We start from the raw sequence: 18,859 nt of genomic DNA, 5'->3' as shown, positions 1-18,859 counted from the left end.
CTAAATCACCAAACGGACTACCTGCTGGAGAGTGACTGGACACTGCGTCCAGAAAATGGTATAAAGGATTATCTCAGATCCGGTGATCCTCGTAGGTATAAGCCGGTGCGGCTTCTTTGAGGGCCATATAATCGTCTGCAGACAGCTTGTAGTCCAATGCTGCTATCATGCCTTTAAGTTGTTTTTCCGTACGGATGCCTACCACAGCCACATCTACTTCGGAGCGTTTAAGGACAAAATTCAATGCGACCAGTTCCGGAGATAAGGAACCAGCCACCTGTTTGATCTTTTCCTGGACGAAAGCCACCATATCCGCATTACGCGCCAGATAGTCTTTCGCCGGCTTATCGACCAATAATCCCTGGGCCAATGTGCCCCGGAGCAAAATGCCGATCCCTTTGTCGGCCAGCAAAGGAAAGATCTGCTCTTCCGGCCGGCGGTCCAGCAAGCTGTATTGAACCATTACACTGGCTAAACCCGAGTTTTCCACCCACCACTTGATGACGGTGGGGCGGATCGAAGAAATTCCATAATTACGGATCAGGCCTTCCGACTGTAGTTGCGTCATTGCCTCCAGACTTTCATCGAGCGGATCCTCCATGGTACCGCCGTGCATCTGATACAAATCAATGTGATCGGTTTTCAGGCGCTTCAAACTCTCTTTTATTGCTTTTACAATGTATTCCTTCCTGGGGTTCCAGGTCCAGCTCCCGTCCGCTTTCCATTCATTTCCTACCTTGGAACAAAGAAACACCTTATCCCGCCGGTCATGGATGGCTTTCCCGACAACCTCTTCGTTCCCGCCCTGCTGATACAGGTCAGCGGTATCCAGAACGTTGATGCCGGCATCCAGCGCATGATGGATCAACTTGATCGACTCAGCTTCATTGTCTACGGGCAATGACATACAGCCAAGGCCGATTTCACTGAGCATATTGTCGGTTTTTCCAAGTTTACGAAGCTTCATTGTCCAGTTTGGTTTGCTTTGTTCAATCGTTTTGATGCCTCTTCAAGAGTATATTCTGCGTCTGCCAGGAGTTTGTTGACACGATCACAAAGGTCTGTCGCCTGCTTGACCGTACCCAGTGGATTGATCAGGTTCATATGGGCTTCGGAGGCCAACCTGCGTGCCAATTCGGAGTTTTGCTGTGCTTCTTTCAGGCCATCCGCACCTGCCCGGGACACCAGACGTTGACGGCGCACCTCGATGGAATCCATCCGGGGTTGAAAGGTAGCCAGCTGCTGCATAAACACCGGATCTGCTTCAGCAATGGCTTCTTCCATTTTAGTATGTCGGATGTTATTATCGCGCATTGATCTGGCTTGCCCCATGGTGCCTTCTGCTGCTGTCGTTGTCTCGGCTATAATCCGGTAAAAATTTTCATATCCGGATGCCAATTGTTTGTTTCGTTCAATGATCTGGTTCCATTTTTGATCCTGTTCCGAATCCTGATGGCAGGCGAACATCCATCCCAGAACGACCGGGCTTAAAATCAGATATTTGAAGATATTGAATGTCCTCATGCGTTAAAAATGTAGAATTGACTGCAAAAATATGGCTTTTCATGGTCAAATATTTCGCGAACCGGCTCAGGATACACGGGAAGTGTGTCCAGATTACCTAATTTTGCATTCATGCACAGCACGCTCCTAAATCTCTGCAGAGAACTCGAATGAAAATAGTAATAGCCGGAGCCGGCGATATAGGCTTCCATCTTGCCAAATTGCTTTCAGCTGAAAAACAGGACATCATTCTGATCGACACCAATCAGGAAGTCCTGGATTATGCCCAATCGCATTTGGATGTGATGACAATCCGGGGTGATTCCGCATCCCTGGAAGTGTTGCGACGGGCTGAAATCTCAAAAGCCAACTTATTTCTGGGTGTTACCACATCCGAAAAGAACAACATCTTCAGTGCTATCCTGGCTAAGAAAATGGGGGCTGACCAAACCATCGCCCGCGTAAACAATCCTGAATTTCTCGCCGAAGAAGAAAAGAACAATTTCGTTGAACTGGGCATCGATTCCCTCATTTCACCACTTCAGTTGGCGGCTAAGGAGATCTACCGGCTAATCAAACAGGAACGTGTAACCGACATTTTTGATTTCGAAGATGGGAAGATTTCATTGGTCGGATTGACCCTGGATGATCATTCGAATTTCCTCAACCGGACCATCCGGGAGGTATTTCCCGTCGCTGCCAATGGAAATGGACATACCCACGTCTGCAAACCCATCGCCATATTACGGGGTAATCAAACCTTTTTACCAAGCGAAACAACCCTCCTCCGGCAAAACGACCACCTGTATTTCATCACCAAGAAAAATCAGATCGACGGCGTGGTGAATATGGCTGGCAAGGAGAAAAGAAAGATCCGCAACATTATGATCATCGGCGGTGGCACCATGGCCTTTCGGACGGCGGAACTGCTGGAGGATGAGTACAATGTCACCATCGTTGAAAAAGACAAGGAAGCGTGTAAGGACCTGATCGAACGATTGCACCACAGTCTGGTGATCCAGGGGGATTATTCCAATTTCGAATTGCTCAAAGAGGAAGGCCTGAGTTCAATGGATGTCTTTATTGCACTGACCGGAAACACCGAAACCAACATCTTAAGCAGTCTGGTAGCGAAAAACTGTGGCGTAGGCAAGACCATAGCCCAGGTGGAAAACATTGAATACACCCATATTTCTCAAAACATCGGGATCGACACCCTGATCAATAAAAAACTTATTGCCGCCAACAACATCTTCCGGTATGTACGCAAAGGGCATGTGGAGGCCATCACCAGTCTGCATGGTGTGGATGCTGAAGTCATAGAATTCCTGGTCACGAAAAATAACCGGTTGACAAAAAAACGGTTGTGTGAACTGCATTTACCGGAGTCCGCACTGGTAGGCGGGGTTATACGCGGCGAAGAAAGCATGCTGGTGAATGAGGAATTCCAACTGCAGATCGGCGACAAAGTCATCATTTTTACCTTACCGGAAGCCATCGGCAAAGTAGAAAAACTGTTCCACTGATATGATCCAATTCATGTCCATTGCCCGTGTATTGGGCGTTCTGTTGATCATATTCGGGATGATGATGGCCACCAGCATTGGTTTTTCACTCTACTTTCAAAGTGGTGACATCATTCCTCTGCTCCAGGCCAGCGGAATTACCATTGGTTCCGGATTACTGATGTTTTTTATCGGATTGCAACGCAAAGTCCACATCGGCAAGCGCGAGGGTTATCTGATCGTGGCATTGGGATGGATATTCATGACCCTTTTCGGTATGCTTCCCTTCATCATCAGCGGCGTTATACCTCATACGACAAACGCCTTCTTTGAAACCATCTCTGGACTGACCACCACCGGAGCTTCCATTCTGGACGACATCGAAGCGGTACCAAAAGGCATCCTGTTCTGGCGTTCATTGACCCAGTGGATCGGAGGCATGGGTATTATTGTGCTAACTGTAGCACTGTTACCCCTGCTGGGCATCGGTGGCATAGAACTGTTTGTTGCCGAAGTACCGGGGCCTACCTCCGACAAAATTCATCCCCGGATCGTGGAGACTGCCCGGTCTTTGTGGCTGGTTTATGTCATCCTCACCGGAGCCTGCACCGGCTTGCTGATGGTGGCCGGGATGACCTTCTACGATGCCCTCAACCATGCATTTACCACCATGGCAACCGGAGGGTTTTCAACCAAAAATGCCAGCATTGCCTATTACACCAGCCCCTACATCCAGTACATCCTGGTCTTCTTTATGTTTCTGGCCGGGACCAATTACAATCTGCTCTATTTCGGTATCCGGGGAAAACTGAAGACCATGTGGCGTAGCGATGAGTTTAAAGTATATACGATATTCATTGTGGGTGTAAGCATTATCCTGACAGGCTTTGTCTTATTCATCGTAAATGAACCTGCCGAAAAAATTTTCCGGGATGTGCTCTTCCAGGTAGTTTCCATTATCACCACTACCGGGTTTGTGACCGCCGACTATACCCAATGGTCGGTAGCGCTGACCATGTTCTTTTTTATTCTGATGTTTTTAGGTGGTAGCGCCGGATCAACCAGCGGGGGTATAAAATTTATTCGTCACATCGTATTCCTGAAAAACTCCTTTCTGGAATTTAAACGGCTTTTGCATCCACGTGCTCTGATCCGGGTGAAAATCGACCACCAGATCGTGGTTCCCCGTGTTCTGACCCATATCCTGGTCTTTCTCCTGATCTATCTTTTGGTCTTTCTCAGCGGCTCGGTAGTCGTTGCCTTTCTGGGAATGGATTTTATTTCTGCTATCGGAGCCGTAGCAACCTGTCTGGCGAATGTGGGACCGGGGATCGGAACGGTGGGACCCGTCAATAATTTTGCCGCGGTTCCCGATGCGGCCAAATGGTTTCTCAGTTTCCTGATGCTGCTGGGCCGGCTGGAGTTGTTTACCATACTGCTCCTTTTCACCCCATACTTCTGGAAATCCAATTAAGCCGGATTCTGTTTGATCAATTTTTTCAGGTCGTCCGGGTCGTGCAGTGGCAGGACATTTTCCGGAATTTGGATATCGTTAAGCAAGTCCTGGATACAGGCAACACCGATCTTTTGGCTGGGAAATGCTTCGGCCAGGGCATCGATATAGACCTGTACTTCCTGCTGTTTGCGTTGGGTGATCAGAAAGGTGATCAAAAAAGCAGGTTCCAGTTTATTCACGGCATTCTGCACGACCGTCACCGGTGTGTTGGATCCCAATAGGACAACTGGTATATGCTGGTTACGAAGCAGATAGGCTGTCACCAGCAATCCGATCTCGTGGTATTCTTCCTGTGGCAGGAACAACACGACGCCCCGCTGTGCGTCCCATGCCTGAACCGGGAGTTTATCCAGTTCGACGAGTATCTTCTGCCGGATGATGGCGGATATAAAATGTTCCTGGGCCGGTGAGATCTCTTCTGTTCTCCACATCATCCCAATCCGGTGCAACAATGGATAAATGATCTCTTTAAATGTCACCCCGATTCCCAGCCGGCGAAAACAGGAATCAATGATCTTGCGGATCCCGGTCTCATCAAAACTAAACATGCCGGCGATCATACCATTGATGGGTATCGCATAGGCGTGGTCACTGTGTTTATGCAAACACTTTTCGGTTTCGGTCATCAGCCGGTTCCGGTCGAGGCGACTGATATTGCTGATCTTCCACCCGCTTTCCAGCAGGGTTGCGATGTTCAGTAATTTGATCAGCTGGTGATCATCGTAATAGCGGATATTACTATCTGTCCGGGAAGGCTCCAATAAATTATACCGTTTTTCCCAGATCCGGATGGTATGTGCTTTGATGCCGGAATAGACTTCCAGGTCCTTGATGCTGTAGAAATTCACGGCTTTGTTTAATTATATTCAATCGAAGCTTAAACAAAAGCCGGTCAAAAAGGATGCAAAAAGGAATAAAAAACCGCTTTTTACCTAGGAAAGTTGTTCACCTACCTTCATCAGCAATGCCTTGCTGGCACGCACGCCGTCGGCTTCACTGAGAGTACTGCCTTCGTATTCGATACCGACAAAACCCTTGTAGCCGGCATCCTTGACGATTTTCATCATCCGGAGGTAGTCTGTTTCTGTTTCGTTTCCGCTGGCATCGAAACTGTGTGTTTTGGCACTGACCGCTTTGGCAAAAGGCATCATTTCGGAAACTCCCTTGTAACGATCGTACATTTCCTCACAGGTCATTTTGCCATTGGCATAGGTACCTTTCAGACAGAAATTGCCGAAATCAGGCAATGTACCGCAGTTTGGCATGTCGATCTGCTTCATCACACCGGTCAGCCACTGACCATTGGAGGAATACCCGCCATGATTCTCGACAATGACATTCAGTTCATAATCTTTGGCAAATCCGGCCAGGGATCCCAGTCCGTCGATTGCGGCTGATGCCACTTCTTCAGCAGTACCTTCTCCGTAAGCATTCACCCGGATGGAGTGACACCCCAGAAACTTGGCTGCTTCTACCCACTTATAATGGTTTTCCACCGCAGTCTTCCGCTGACCATCATTGGTGTCTCCCAATCCCCCTTCACCATCGCACATGATCAGCAGGGAACGCACCCCTTCACCTTCAGCACGCGTTTTCATTTCTTTCAGATAATCCATGTCCTTGGCTTTATCCTTAAAGAACTGATTGACGTATTCGACACCGTGAATGCCATAGTCCTGGGCTGCAGTACGGGCAAAATCCAGGTGATCCATTTCTTTGGCAAACAAGGCCTTATGGAATGACCACTCGGCTAATGAGATATTAAAAAACAGATCTTTTTCCATATTCATCACGGATGGCGCGATCATCATACCGGCGCCCCAGAGGGCACTATCTTGCAGAAATTTTCTTCTTTTCATTTGGCTTGATCATTTATTGAAAATGAAAATTACACTTTTTACCGGAATGACGGGATTTCATCAGGAGCTTAATTGACGGCGCCGGTCTTCCACCATACCCATCAGCATCCAGCGTGCAGCTGCCGGGTTGGTAGCCAAAGGGATATTGTGTACATCACACAGACGCATCAACATCTGGACGTCGGGCTCATGCGGGTGTTTATCCAACGGATCGCGAAAAAACAAAACGCAATCGATCTGACTGGTGGCAACCATCGCAGCGATTTGTGCGTCGCCACCGAGAGGCCCGGATAACAAACGTTCGACTTCTATGCCGGCATCTTCGATGTGCTTACCGGTTGTTCCGGTAGCGCATAATTTAAAACCTTCAAATAAGGTGCGGTTCTGAAGAATGAAGGACACCATCTCCGGTTTCTTGCCATCGTGGGCAATCAGGGCAATCCGTATTTCTTCAAGTAAATTCATAGTGATTGATTTTGATTGACGAAATGGCCCTCATCCGGTTTGGCAAATCGTGGTATTGAGCGGGCAAAGATACGACCTGGCATGCTAATCAACGAGCGTGACCCGGGGAGAATTGCTCAGTACGACCAGTACGTAAACCTTTTCGATGTATTTATTCGTAGCGAAGGGATTCAATGGGATCCAGGCGCGAAGCTTTCAGTGCCGGATACAGCCCGGATAATAACCCTACCAGGAAACACAGGAATATGGCCAGAATGATCCAGTTCCAGGGGATGATAAATGGTCCTTTGATGATCGCACTGACTGCAAACCCGATCAAAATGCCCAGAATGGCTGCAAGGACACCGCCAATCTGGCAGATCACCACAGCTTCGGTTAAAAACTGCGTCATGATACTGCGCTGGGTGGCTCCGACAGCCTTGATGATGCCAATCTCCTTGGTGCGTTCTGTCACCGAGACCAGCATGATGTTCATCAAACCGATGGCAGCGCCAAGCAGGGTGATGATGGCAATAAATATGACACCCCACCGGATGGTGGCGGTATTTTCTTTGATGATGTCAATCAGTCCATCACTCTTGGTAATCTCAAAATCGTTGTCCTGGGTAGCCCTCAGTTTACGAAGGTTGCGCATCAACCCGGTAGCCATTGAAACGGCTTCATCGATCTCCGTGGAATTATTAACCGATACGTTGACATTGTAATTGGATTCCAGGGTTCCGTACTGGCTCTTGGCATTCATCAAAGGAATAAGGATGATGCGGTCACTCCGCTGATTCATGCTTGAACCCTTGGAGGCCAGCACACCTACCACCTTATATTTCACATTACCGATGGAAATGGACGTATTGAGGGCTGTGTTGGCATTTCCCTTATAGAGTTTGTTGACCAGGTCACTCCCGATAATGGCCCGGTTATTTCCATATTCTACTTCCTGGATCGAGAAATTCCTCCCCGAAGCAAAATCGTACTTCACCGTCGAAAGATAGTTCTCATCGATCCCCATGACCTGAACGGTGGGTGTGGTTTTTTCATCCTGGTAACGTACCGTTGCATTACCCGTACAATTCAGGGAGATGGCTACCGATGCAGCAAATTCGAAGCGGTCCTTAAAGTCAATGGCCTGGTCGTACTTGATGGGTTCACCACGTTTGCGCATCCGTCCTCCGTCACTGGTCTGAATAACCTGCGAAGAAGGTTCGATGCTGAATGAATTTGCACCCAGGCGGGAGAAGTTATCGCTCAGGGAAAAAATCAGAATATCCAGCGACGTCAGGATCGCGACCAAAGCCATGACCCCCACCGCAATGATCAAAATGGTGAGGGAGGCCCGTCCTTTATTGGCCCTTAAATTGCGCAAAGCAATCTGTATGTTTTCGATCCACAACATCGCCTGCGAATGTAAGGCATGTAAGCTTTACCCGGTACAGTATTCGATCAATGTGAACGAATCCTAGATCAAAGCCGGATTAAAGATGTATGGTGAAGCAACTCCGGAAAAGAACAAATGACAAAAACTTTATCATTTCAGACTGAAGATGAAGCATGAGACCAAGAGGCGCATTTCAACGGCGCAAGATTAAAAGCAAATAACGTGTCCTCCGAAGAGATAATATCACTTGCTTTATAAGGAACTGATACCTGACTCTGAATTTATCCTGCGGACGGCTGAACCCTGTACCCCCAGAGGCCGTACAGAAATACCGAAACAAAACAAACGGCCGGAATGACAAACGCCGTCTGAATGCTGCCATGATCCGCGATCAGCCCTACAATCGGAGGCAATATCGCCCCACCGACGATGGCCATGATAATCAGTGAAGAACCAAATTTTGTCTGTGCATGCAAGTCTTTAACTCCCAGCGCGAAGATCGTCGGAAACATGATGGACATAAAGAAGTTAATGCTGAGGACGGAGATGACGGCCGCCATGCCATGTAATACCACCCCTCCAAGCGCAAGCAGCACGGCAATGAAGCCGTAGATCGCCAGCAAACGCTGGGGCTTGATGTAATTCATAATAAATGTGCCTAAAAACCTGCCAATCACAAACAGCAACGTACCCGAAGCCAGATAGATCTTGGATGCATCCTCCTTACTGACACCCGGCAACAGGGCCGTCACATAATTGATGGTAATGCCCCAGATCGATGCCTGCGCTCCGACGTATAGCAACTGGGCAATGATGGCAAAGGTCAAGTGGCGTTTTTTAAAAATGCCCATATCAAAGCGCATTTTCTCTCCCTTGTCCGGCTCCGGCATAGTCGTACGCCAGAAGAATAAGGCCACGAGGGCCACGACCACCGCAATACCGATGTAAGGAACAATCACGGCATTAGCCGCCTGCTGCTTGGCTTCCAGACTGGATAGATCTCCTTCATTGCCGGCAAAGATCAGCGTACCTGCCAGCCAGGGTCCTACCACCAGGGCTACCCCATTGAAAGATTGGGAGAAATTCAGTCGCTGGGTGGCATTTTCCGGTTTACCCAAAATGGTCACATAGGGATTCGCTGCCGTCTCCAGAAAGGCCAGACCGCTGGCAATGATATACAGGGCCAGCAGGAAAAATCCGAAGGTCAGCGACTTGGCTGCCGGCACAAAGAGCAGGGCACCAATGGAATACAGAATCAGTCCCATGATGATCCCCTTTTTATAGGAGTGCTTCTCCATATAGAGACCGGCAGGAAGAGCTATGGTAAAATAGCCAAAATAAAATGCCGTCTCCACCAGTAACGCCTGGGCACGGGAGATATCAAAGACCGGCTGAAAATGGGCGATCAATGCCGAATTCAGAATGTTGGCAATCCCCCACAAAAAAAACAAACTGGTCACGAGGATGAATGGGATCAGGTATTTCTTTTCAGAGATCATGTAGTTGGCGATTCGGTTGTTAATAACTATGGACCCTCCGAAGTGCTCTCTTGTAACCCGGATAGGGACAGTAAGGTAGTTTATTTTTCAGGAGATTTCAAAGCCATCTTCCTTCCGGTCAAAGGAGTTTATCCGGAGAAGATTCCGGGGTGGCGTCCATGCATTATCCGGCGTATGTTTTATCTTTCCGGCACAATCATTACCACATGTTCCGTCTGGATAACAAACAAGCCGTGATCACCGGCGGCGGCAGCGGCATCGGCGCTGCGATCAGCACTGTTTTTGCTGCTCAGGGTGCAACAGTCCATATTCTGGACCTCAATAAAGAGAAAGCCGAGGAGACTGCACAAAGCATCCGCGATGCCGGTGGTATGGTTGAAGTCCAAGTCATCAATGTGACCGACCGTCAGGCTATCACGGATTGTTTCGCTGCGATCAGCAAAGATGCCAGGCTCGATATCCTGGTCAATAACGCCGGTATCGGGTTTGTGGGCAATATCGAACAGACACCGGAGGAGACCCTGGACCGGATGTACCAGGTCAACATCAAAGGCGTTTACAATGGCATGCAAGCCGCTGTACCGATCATGCGATCGCAAGGTGGTGGCGTTATTCTAAACATGGCCTCCATTGTTGCCACCATCGGCATTCCGGATCGATTCGCCTATACCATGACCAAAGGCGCAGTCCTTGGGATGACCCATGCCGTGGCCATCGACTACCTGGATGCGCATATACGCTGCAATTGCATCTCTCCCGCACGGGTACACACGCCCTTCGTAGATGAATTCCTGGCTAAAAACTATCCGGGCCGCGAACAGGAAATGATGGATGTCCTGGCCAAAACCCAACCCATCGGGCGTATGGGCAAGCCGGAAGAGATCGCCTACCTGGCACTATATCTTTGTTCCGATGAAGCATCGTTCGTAACAGGAACCGATTATCCGATTGATGGCGGATTTATTTCCCTGATCAAATAACTTACAAGCATGAAACTCATACGTTTTGGTCATCCGGGTGTTGAAAAGCCCGGGCTATTGGAAAATGGAATACGCTACGATGTGTCTGCATTTGGCGAGGACTACGACGAAAAATTTTTCGATGGCAACGGCATTCAGCGACTGCAGAACTGGTTTGAACAACACCGCGCTTCCTGTCCGGTCGTGGCCGACAGCGAGCGGCTGGGTCCACCGATGTGCCGGCCTTCAAAGATCATCTGCATTGGCCTGAACTATGCCAAACATGCAGCCGAAAGCGGTATGGAGGTACCCAAAGAACCGGTCCTCTTCTTCAAAGCAACCACTGCTTTCTGCGGACCAAACGATGATGTGGTCATCCCCCGCGAATCGAAGAAAACCGACTGGGAAGTGGAACTCGCAGTCGTTATCGGCAGGCGTGCCTCCTACATCACCAAGGAAGACGCCATGGATTACATCGCCGGCTATTGCCTGCACAACGATTACAGCGAACGCGAATTTCAGATCGAGCGCGGCGGGCAGTGGGTCAAAGGTAAGAGCGCCGACACCTTCGCACCCACCGGTCCATTCCTGGCCACGAAGGATGAGATCCCTGATCCACACAATCTGCGTCTTTGGTTGGATCTGAACGGACAGCGGCTCCAGGATTCCAATACCAACGACCTGATCTTTGATATCCCGACTTCCATTGCCTACATCTCCCAATTCATGACCCTGTTACCCGGGGATATGATCAGTACCGGGACGCCGGCCGGCGTAGGCCTGGGCCTCAACCCACAGCGGTACCTGGTACCCGGCGACGTGGTCACCCTAGGCATCGAAGGGCTGGGCCAGTCGACCCAGCGGGCTGTCGCCTGGTCCAGATAAAAGTCTTGCAAGTATTGGTAATCTTAATGGTACCGGAAGTTTGGCCCATTTTCCGAAGTCAGGTTCAATTCGCAGAGTACCCTAAAGGCATTGAAAAAGGCAGGATGTCCCCATAAATTCATCTGCATTCAAAGGATCTTGCATTCAAACTAGTTGACCAATCCCCAAGAGCCAGCGGCTCAGGTCATTTACTACCAGCGGATTTTAATCCGTTGATTCAATCCGAACAGCAAGCAGAGCCGTAGGTACGACCCATACAACCCCAGGGCAGAACCTATGGATTCTCCCGCGAATTATTGGATAGCCTGACACCAATTCCTTACTTTAGTCCGCTAAGCCTTACCTATGACACGCATCGACAGTCACCAGCATTTCTGGCGTTATAGCCCCGCTACCCATGGATGGATCAACGAAGAGATGTCCGTGCTGAAACGGGACTTCCTGCCCCCGGATCTGGCACCTCTGCTCCATGCCCAACGCATGGATGGTTGTGTGGCCGTCCAGGCTGCCCAGCACGAAGGCGAGACGGATTTCCTGATCGAATTAGCGGATCAATACCCTTTCATCAAAGGCGTTGTGGGATGGGTGGATTTGCGTGCCGCCAATGTACAGGAACGTCTGTCGCATTATGCCCAATATCCCGTGGTGAAGGGCTTTCGCCATATCGTCCAGGATGAACCCAATCCACGGTTTCTTCTGGATCCTGACTTCTGCCGTGGAATAGCAGCATTGCAGGAATTTGGGTTTACTTACGACATCCTCGTCTACCCCATCCACCTGGAAGTGGCCTACCTGTTTGCCTCCCGCTTCCCGGACCAACCATTTGTTCTGGATCACCTGGCCAAGCCTTACATCCGGGAACAAAAACTGGAACCCTGGGCCACCCAAATCCGGAAACTGGCATCGCTCCCTAATCTATCCTGCAAACTTTCCGGGATGGTAACCGAAGCCAATTGGACAGCATGGCAATTTGCCGATTTTCGGCCGTATGCGGAGGTCATTCTGGATGCTTTCGGTCCGGACCGGGTCATGGTTGGTTCGGACTGGCCGGTTTGTTTGCTCGCTGGCACCTACCCTAAAGTCATTTCCCTGGCAGAAATCCTGATTTCAGACCGGACGGCAAAAGAACAAGCCCGGATCATGGGTCTTAACGCACAACGATTTTATAACTTGACGGACTAAATGGAGACATTATGGATTTGGGATTAAAAGATAAAGTTGCTATCGTCACCGGGGGAGCTTCCGGGATCGGTGAAGCCATCGTACGGGTGCTCGCCGAGGAAGGAGCCAAACCCATTATCCTGGACAAAAATCGCGAAAAAGCCGATGCCCTCGCCCAGGAACTGGTGGCAGAAGGCCATCACATCTCCGTCCATATCCTGGATCTTCGCAGAGAAAATGCCTGCCAGGATGTCGTTGAAGAAATTGCCGAAACCTATGGAAGCATCGACATCCTGATCAACAATGCCGGCGTGAACGACAGCGTGGACCTGGACCGGCCGATGAAGGATTTTGTAGAATCACTCGAAAAAAACCTCTACCACGTGGTCACCATGACCCGGTTGTGTGTGCCTCACCTCCGGTACAGCAAAGGGGCTATTGTCAACATTGGATCCAAGGTCTCCGTGACCGGTCAGGGCAATACCACTGGATACGCGGCCGCTAAAGGCGCGATCCATGCCCTTACCCGCGAGTGGGCCGTACGGCTGCTCAAAGATGGCATCCGTATCAATGAAGTCCTCCCCGCAGAAACCTGGACACCGCTTTATGAGCAATGGATCAACTCCATGCCGGATGGCCAGGAACGTTTGAAAGAGATCGTAGCCCGTATCCCATTGGGAAAGCGGATGACCACTCCCCGGGAGATCGCCGACATGGTGGTCTTTCTGGCTTCCGACCGCGCCTCCCACATCACCGGACAGCAGATCTTTGTGGATGGAGGGTACACGCATCTGGACCGGGCCATCCGCTGATTGTTTTACTCCTTGATCAATTTGACGAACTGGTTACCAGCTTTCAGGAAATAGCATCCTGAGGATAGCGTGCTGAGTGACAGCATATTGCCTTTTCCTCTCAGGACGATCTCTCCCTGTAAATTATAAATGCAGATTTCGTCGAAAGCACCGCGAATATGAATCATCTCACGAGTTGGATTCGGGTAGACATCCAGGACCCGGTCCGCTACCGGAACAGGCTTATTGGCGCTGGTTGTACAGGCTTCGCGGATAAACTTTTCCTCCCTGGCCACAAAATCTACCGTAAAATGATGGGCCGCATAGCAAGCCTCCAATTGGTCAATCACTGCATTCGTCTGAGCTTCCGACAAGGCTAAAACAATAGGAAAATTGGCAAGATTGGCGGCCACAACAACCTTTAGAGTGGGGATATTAACCTTCAGATATCCATTCTCATCCAAAACTCCATTATCAAACAGTTCCTGGTAAATCTCTGTGGATAGCTTCTCGTCAATCAACAATGAGCGGGTAAATCGCTGGGGATAAACCGGTTGTGGATTCAGCCATTCCAAATCGGCACAAATGCCGCGGTCAAGGTATTCCTGATAATAAATTTCAGCAGCAGCATTGGCTTCGGGCCCTACATCCGGATTTTCATCGTGAAAATTGATCTCATGATAATAGGGTACAATGGCTTTTTCCGCCAAAATGTCGTTGCCTGCCGTACAATGATTGATTGCAGCCCGCCAGAGGAAAAGATTCGCTACAAATTCTGTGAATGCACCCCCGGCTGAGAATCCGACTGCAATCATCGGCGTTGCCCTGGTAAACGCTTCCTGCGCAATAAATGTATCGCGGATGGCCCGGATGTTTGTTTGATCGACTAGATTGGTGTCTCCTCCGTAGCTCCACCGGTAAACTCCATCACCATTTAGATCACGCTGTAGGGTAGTTTCTTCCGAATTGATGGCAATAAGACCGTAATGATGTGCCATCATGTAATCCGAAAACTGACGATTATCAATATTGTTGACCCAGATTGATCCACTCCCGTTGGTCCCATGAAATAACCAGATGACACCCAGCATTTCATCCTGGGGAGGAAAATAAAACCAAACATGCTGAAGGGTATCCCCTCCCTGTATATTTGTTTCGGAAAATCGCATTTCCGGTGTCAAATCCAGATATACAGCCTGCACGGAAATAGCCTTTGACGGCATGACAACCCGGGCATGCCATTCGCCAGGATTTTCTAAAAAGGATACATCTCCGGTCCATCCATTGCATACTTTCCGGGTGTGACTGGCAGCCCAAATGTGTACGGTATCTCCGGGATGATATTCTCCGGAACCATAGCCATCCAGTACTTCAAGATGGAAGGTTTGGCCTTGAATGGCAGCAGGCATCAACCATACGAACAACAAGGAGAGTATAGATATAGACCGGATCATGTTCCGATATTTATCCTAATATACCCATAAAGCCGCGATGGATTTCTAATTTTATTCTTTCGAAACCAAGTTTATGCAACGCTATTGCCTCACCCTGGACCTTCAGGACGATCCTTATCTGGTCGAACAATACATCCGTTACCACCAGGATGTATGGCCGGAAATCCTTGAAAGCATCCGTTCCTCCGGTATCACCGGTATGCAGATCTATCATTACGATGGTAGATTGATGATGATCATGGAGACCAACGATGATTTTTCGTTCGAGCGAAAAGCCGCCATGGATGCCTCCAATGAAACCGTCCAGGAATGGGAAGAACTCATGTGGAAATTCCAGAAGCCCCTGGCTGACGCCAAGCCCGGAGAGAAATGGATGCTGATGGATAAGATCTTTGAACTGGACTAGTATTTAGTAGGCGGTAGTCAGTAGTCAGACAAGGTTACGTTACCCTTTAACCTATTATCAACTTATTTCGTCGGTAAAACTGGAATTTGGAGATCACCGTCAATACCTTCAGGGTAAATAAAACAGAACAATACAATGCGGATTATCTTCAAAGTCTTGTTTAATGCCCTGGTAGTCTATTTCCTGGCGTGGCTGCTGCCCGGCATCTCCGTTCCGGATTACAAAGATGCCATCATTGTCGCCATCCTGCTAGGAATTGTCAATGCCATTGTTAAACCCATCGTTCAGATCATCACCTTTCCGGTCACCATACTCACGCTGGGATTGTGGTTGCTGGTGATCAACGGTGCCATGATCCTGCTGGTCGATCATTTCTTTTCCGGATTCTATGTCAGCGGATGGTGGTCAGCCATCATCTTCGCCCTATTAATGTCGATTCTGGGAACCTCGTACGACAAAGCTTCCGACCGGCGCAAATGATTGGCATTGACGCTGGGTATCGGTATTGGATTGGAAGAGCTACCCACTGATCCCGAAAAGGAGGAATTGAAACTGGTGAGGACTGTTGCCTACATAACGCTCATCCAGCAAATAACTGTAGCGGAAACCCATATCCACATCCAGTAACCGCAAGAAGCGTACGTCAAAGCGCACATCAGCACCAATCGAGCGCATGGGATGGACGGCGTCAAACGGAAAGTTTAACTTAACCCGGTTGTAGTCGTAAAATACATTGCCTTTGATACGCTGGATGAAAGCAATGGGACCGAGCGCCAGATCCGGATAAGCCAACGGCAAGGCATAATCCACCGAAAAACCAAGGATGCGGTCGTTTGCAGGAGCTCCATAGCCCCGGGAATAACCAAATAAATCGGAGAAAGAGTAGTTATTCAGCAGGTCTTCCTGTCGGTAGGTAGTCCGCAGCCGTATGCCATGAGTACGGGCGATTCCCGGCAACCAGATGCCACCGTCCACCGTGAAAAAATCACCCTGCCAGGTGGTATTGAGTGAATGCTGCCAGTTGACCTGGACATAACCACCCATCCTGGGCAGTACCTGTTGCCTAGCCCGTTGCTGGAACATGCTATAAGTGAATTGTACCCGGCTGGCCCACAACGACCCATCAGCAAGGGGTGGCTTTTCGATCGTCCTGAATCGCTGGATCCCGGCAGTTGACAAATAAAAAGTGTCTCTGTTGTTCGCCGGATTGTCAACCGCAGTGCCTACCTGGTTCTGGATGTGGATCAGTCGACCTGTCAACGAAGCATTGTGGATCATCGGTCCCGTAATGGCGCTGAATGGTAATGTAACTCCGGTGCTTATCCGCTGCTCCTGCCACGACTCCGAGTAAAAATTAGTGAGCAGTGTGGTATCGTTAGGGGTTTGAAATTGATAAAAACTGCTTCGCCGGTTGGCTTGGCTGAAACTCGCATTGATAAGTGGGTACCAACCACCGTAAGTGAAATTAGCCAGGGCTGACCACCTTTCTTCATTGGCATTGTAATACGCTCCCAGTTCACCGCTCAGGGTGCCAAATCCATCATCCGATAATAAGGACGCGCCATACACCGGAGGATCTACAGTAGGAAAGAAGCTATGCACCCGGATCATATGGGCCCCCTTGTGTATCGGAGCTATATCGTAAGCCTTATTGGGTACTTTTTCCGTCAGGTCGCCGTACTGATCTGCCACCGTGGACACCAACGGATCTGTATATTGCGCCGGCCAGTTTATCCGCTTTCCGGCGCCATTAAGCTCCAGCTCGTGTACCTCAAATCCCCGGTAATGGTACTCGGAATACAACAATTTGCTGCCATCCGGGTGCAGGTCCGGCTGAAAGGCTCCGGTGGTCGAGAAGGTCACCTGGTAAATGCCCGGCCGGTCCCGGTAAATTGCGTACACATTTTGAATGCCATTCAGCCCGGCGGTAAAAAACAACCGGTTTTGGTCGGCAGTCATCTGGCCTAAGGCATAGGTCTGTAATCCGAGCAATGTATCCACGCGGCCGTTCTCACGCAGGCGAACAATACCCTCACGGTTTCGGTGCTGGATCACCGCACAAAGGTCGTCATCTTGCCAGGCGAGAAAGCGGTATTGAACTTGTTTTGAATTGGGGTAACTCTGCACGACCTTCCCGTTGGTCATATCCAACAATTGTACCTGGTACCGGATTTGACTATCCAGGGCAATCACTGCGACATGCAATGCATCGGGTGCAATGGCCGGAGAGGCTATGCGTTGTTTGGCGGTAAGTTTTTTGCCGGATTTCGTCTGGCTGTTAAAGACATGGAGATTATTGTACGAAACGTACTCCCAGCGTGGGTGGACGGCATAATTGGACCAGCAGATCTGGTTGCCGGACACATCAATCACGTCATAGGGATTTTCCGGCAGGATGCCTACTTTTTTAATCGACTGCCAATGGCCGTCCGGCTGCAACTGAACCAGGGAAGCAATGCGGTCGTATCCGGCTTCCATACAAACGATAGCACCATTACCCAGGTAATGGGGGTTGGTATAGTTGATGACCTTCCTAGGCTTCCTGGCGGTAATGACCATATCGGTTACAGCACGGGATTCCAGATATTCCGGCTGGGTGGGAACTGCCCACAGGGAATCGACATATTGCATGGTCTGTGCATACCACTTCCGGGTTGAATAGCCCGAGGTTTTACGCAGGCTACGGCTAAAGGGATAAAGCAATCCACGGTACCGGACCGCATCCTGCACAACGCCTTCCCAGATGGTTTCTCCGTATTGTCTTCTCGCATTGGTCGTCATCAGATAACCCAGATGATACCAGTCCGGAATGGGATCACGATAAGATTGTGCACCGGCTTTTTCGTATCCGAAATGAGCGCCTTCCTGCCGCATCGTACGGTATTCCATCAAAAATGATGCTTCCCGGCCCCGGCCGTAACGAGTCATTCCGGTCTCGGCTCCGACGGCATCCCCTTCCCAAAACCAGCGCGGCATAGCTGTTGCAGCAAATCCGCCCCACACCCAGGAACCAAAGATGGATTTCGCCAGGTGGGTTATACCCTGGTCACTATTGGCAAACTGCTTGACATGCTGGTACTCGTGGGCAACGAGTTCATCGGTCCAGTCATTGAGCGATGCCATCTGTGGAGGCCGGAGAAAAAACTCCGAACGAAAGGGTGCCACGGTCACCTGAGCATTGGCAATGGCATTCAGATTATAGAGGTAGATCTGGATCTTCTTCTGGTGATCACCAATGCCCTCATTGTGATGATCGTACATGTACTCAGCCAGGGAAGCCACCCGGATCCCCTGCTGCTCCAGGCCCCGGGGAAAGATGACCTGCACCTTTCCGGTATTGATCTGATTCCATTTCATCCGGGCGGGCTGCAAACCCAGAGGATTGGCGGGAATCTGTCCGGAAATAGCAGTGCACCACAAAACAAATGTGCTGATGGATAAGAATTTTCGCATCCGGTTAAGATACATCATTCGGTTTATTGGT

At 49.7% G+C, this 18,859-nt stretch carries 17 protein-coding genes; 8 read left to right on the top strand and 9 right to left on the bottom strand.

Annotated features, from left to right (window positions below):
* Positions 1-73: 73 nt before the first annotated feature.
* Together H6570_15775 and H6570_15770 are read right to left on the bottom strand one after the other, a co-directional pair.
* Positions 74-967, bottom strand: a complete 894-nt coding sequence (locus tag H6570_15775) for an aldo/keto reductase (protein ID MCB9320743.1) — start codon at positions 965-967, stop codon at positions 74-76.
* Complete coding sequence (locus H6570_15770; protein ID MCB9320742.1) at positions 964-1,524, bottom strand: hypothetical protein; 561 nt, start codon at positions 1,522-1,524, stop codon at positions 964-966. Before H6570_15770 ends, H6570_15775 begins: the two co-directional genes overlap by 4 nt.
* 149 nt (positions 1,525-1,673) lie before the next feature.
* On the opposite strand from H6570_15770, the gene trkA reads away from it, so the two are divergent.
* Both trkA and H6570_15760 read left to right on the top strand, forming a co-directional pair.
* Positions 1,674-3,029, top strand: coding sequence for a Trk system potassium transporter TrkA (gene trkA, locus H6570_15765; GenBank protein MCB9320741.1), 1,356 nt, complete (start codon positions 1,674-1,676; stop codon positions 3,027-3,029).
* Position 3,030: 1 nt separating this feature from the next.
* Positions 3,031-4,482, top strand: coding sequence for a TrkH family potassium uptake protein (locus H6570_15760; GenBank protein ID MCB9320740.1), 1,452 nt, complete (start codon positions 3,031-3,033; stop codon positions 4,480-4,482).
* On the opposite strand, the gene H6570_15755 is transcribed toward H6570_15760, so the two are convergent.
* From H6570_15755 to fucP, 5 genes are all read right to left on the bottom strand, one after another.
* The gene (locus H6570_15755; protein ID MCB9320739.1) at positions 4,479-5,372 is read right to left on the bottom strand and encodes a MerR family transcriptional regulator; all 894 of its coding nucleotides are present in this window, start codon (positions 5,370-5,372) and stop codon (positions 4,479-4,481) included. The genes H6570_15760 and H6570_15755 overlap by 4 nt on opposite strands.
* 84 nt (positions 5,373-5,456) lie before the next feature.
* Positions 5,457-6,383 (bottom strand): TIM barrel protein, encoded by a 927-nt coding sequence (locus H6570_15750; protein MCB9320738.1) that lies wholly within the window; start codon positions 6,381-6,383, stop codon positions 5,457-5,459.
* Between the two features lie 60 nt (positions 6,384-6,443).
* Complete coding sequence (locus H6570_15745) at positions 6,444-6,830, bottom strand: methylglyoxal synthase (GenBank protein ID MCB9320737.1); 387 nt, start codon at positions 6,828-6,830, stop codon at positions 6,444-6,446.
* 169 nt (positions 6,831-6,999) lie between these two features.
* A complete protein-coding gene (locus H6570_15740; protein MCB9320736.1) occupies positions 7,000-8,238 on the bottom strand; it encodes an ABC transporter permease in 1,239 nt (412 codons plus the stop codon).
* 263 nt (positions 8,239-8,501) lie between these two features.
* Positions 8,502-9,719, bottom strand: a complete 1,218-nt coding sequence (gene fucP, locus H6570_15735; GenBank protein MCB9320735.1) for an L-fucose:H+ symporter permease — start codon at positions 9,717-9,719, stop codon at positions 8,502-8,504.
* A 206-nt stretch (positions 9,720-9,925) separates the two neighbouring features.
* On the opposite strand from fucP, the gene H6570_15730 reads away from it, so the two are divergent.
* The 4 genes from H6570_15730 to H6570_15715 all read left to right on the top strand — a co-directional run bounded on the left by H6570_15730 (position 9,926) and on the right by H6570_15715 (position 13,536).
* Positions 9,926-10,699 (top strand): SDR family oxidoreductase, encoded by a 774-nt coding sequence (locus tag H6570_15730; protein MCB9320734.1) that lies wholly within the window; start codon positions 9,926-9,928, stop codon positions 10,697-10,699.
* Positions 10,700-10,708: 9 nt separating this feature from the next.
* On the top strand, positions 10,709-11,563 hold the full coding sequence (locus tag H6570_15725; protein MCB9320733.1) for a fumarylacetoacetate hydrolase family protein: 855 nt from the start codon (positions 10,709-10,711) through the stop codon (positions 11,561-11,563).
* 345 nt (positions 11,564-11,908) lie between these two features.
* Positions 11,909-12,745, top strand: a complete 837-nt coding sequence (locus H6570_15720; protein ID MCB9320732.1) for an amidohydrolase family protein — start codon at positions 11,909-11,911, stop codon at positions 12,743-12,745.
* A gap of 11 nt (positions 12,746-12,756) precedes the next feature.
* Positions 12,757-13,536, top strand: coding sequence for an SDR family oxidoreductase (locus tag H6570_15715; protein ID MCB9320731.1), 780 nt, complete (start codon positions 12,757-12,759; stop codon positions 13,534-13,536).
* Positions 13,537-13,541: 5 nt separating this feature from the next.
* On the opposite strand, the gene H6570_15710 is transcribed toward H6570_15715, so the two are convergent.
* On the bottom strand, positions 13,542-14,969 hold the full coding sequence (locus tag H6570_15710) for a T9SS type A sorting domain-containing protein (GenBank protein ID MCB9320730.1): 1,428 nt from the start codon (positions 14,967-14,969) through the stop codon (positions 13,542-13,544).
* Between the two features lie 73 nt (positions 14,970-15,042).
* Between H6570_15710 and H6570_15705 the strand changes: the two genes are divergently transcribed.
* Positions 15,043-15,375 (top strand): L-rhamnose mutarotase, encoded by a 333-nt coding sequence (locus tag H6570_15705; protein MCB9320729.1) that lies wholly within the window; start codon positions 15,043-15,045, stop codon positions 15,373-15,375.
* A 135-nt stretch (positions 15,376-15,510) separates the two neighbouring features.
* Positions 15,511-15,855 carry a phage holin family protein gene (locus tag H6570_15700; protein MCB9320728.1) on the top strand — a complete coding sequence of 115 codons (345 nt, stop codon included), beginning with the start codon at positions 15,511-15,513 and terminating at the stop codon, positions 15,853-15,855.
* 39 nt (positions 15,856-15,894) lie between these two features.
* Here the strand turns inward: H6570_15700 and H6570_15695 are convergent, their stop codons facing one another.
* A complete protein-coding gene (locus H6570_15695; GenBank protein MCB9320727.1) occupies positions 15,895-18,828 on the bottom strand; it encodes a hypothetical protein in 2,934 nt (977 codons plus the stop codon).
* Positions 18,829-18,859 lie beyond the last annotated feature (31 nt).

The organism is Lewinellaceae bacterium (assembly GCA_020636135.1).
Lineage (GTDB): Bacteria > Bacteroidota > Bacteroidia > Chitinophagales > Saprospiraceae > JAGQXC01.
Note: the sequence above shows the minus strand (reverse complement) of the source record. Positions and strands in the feature narration are given on the sequence as shown.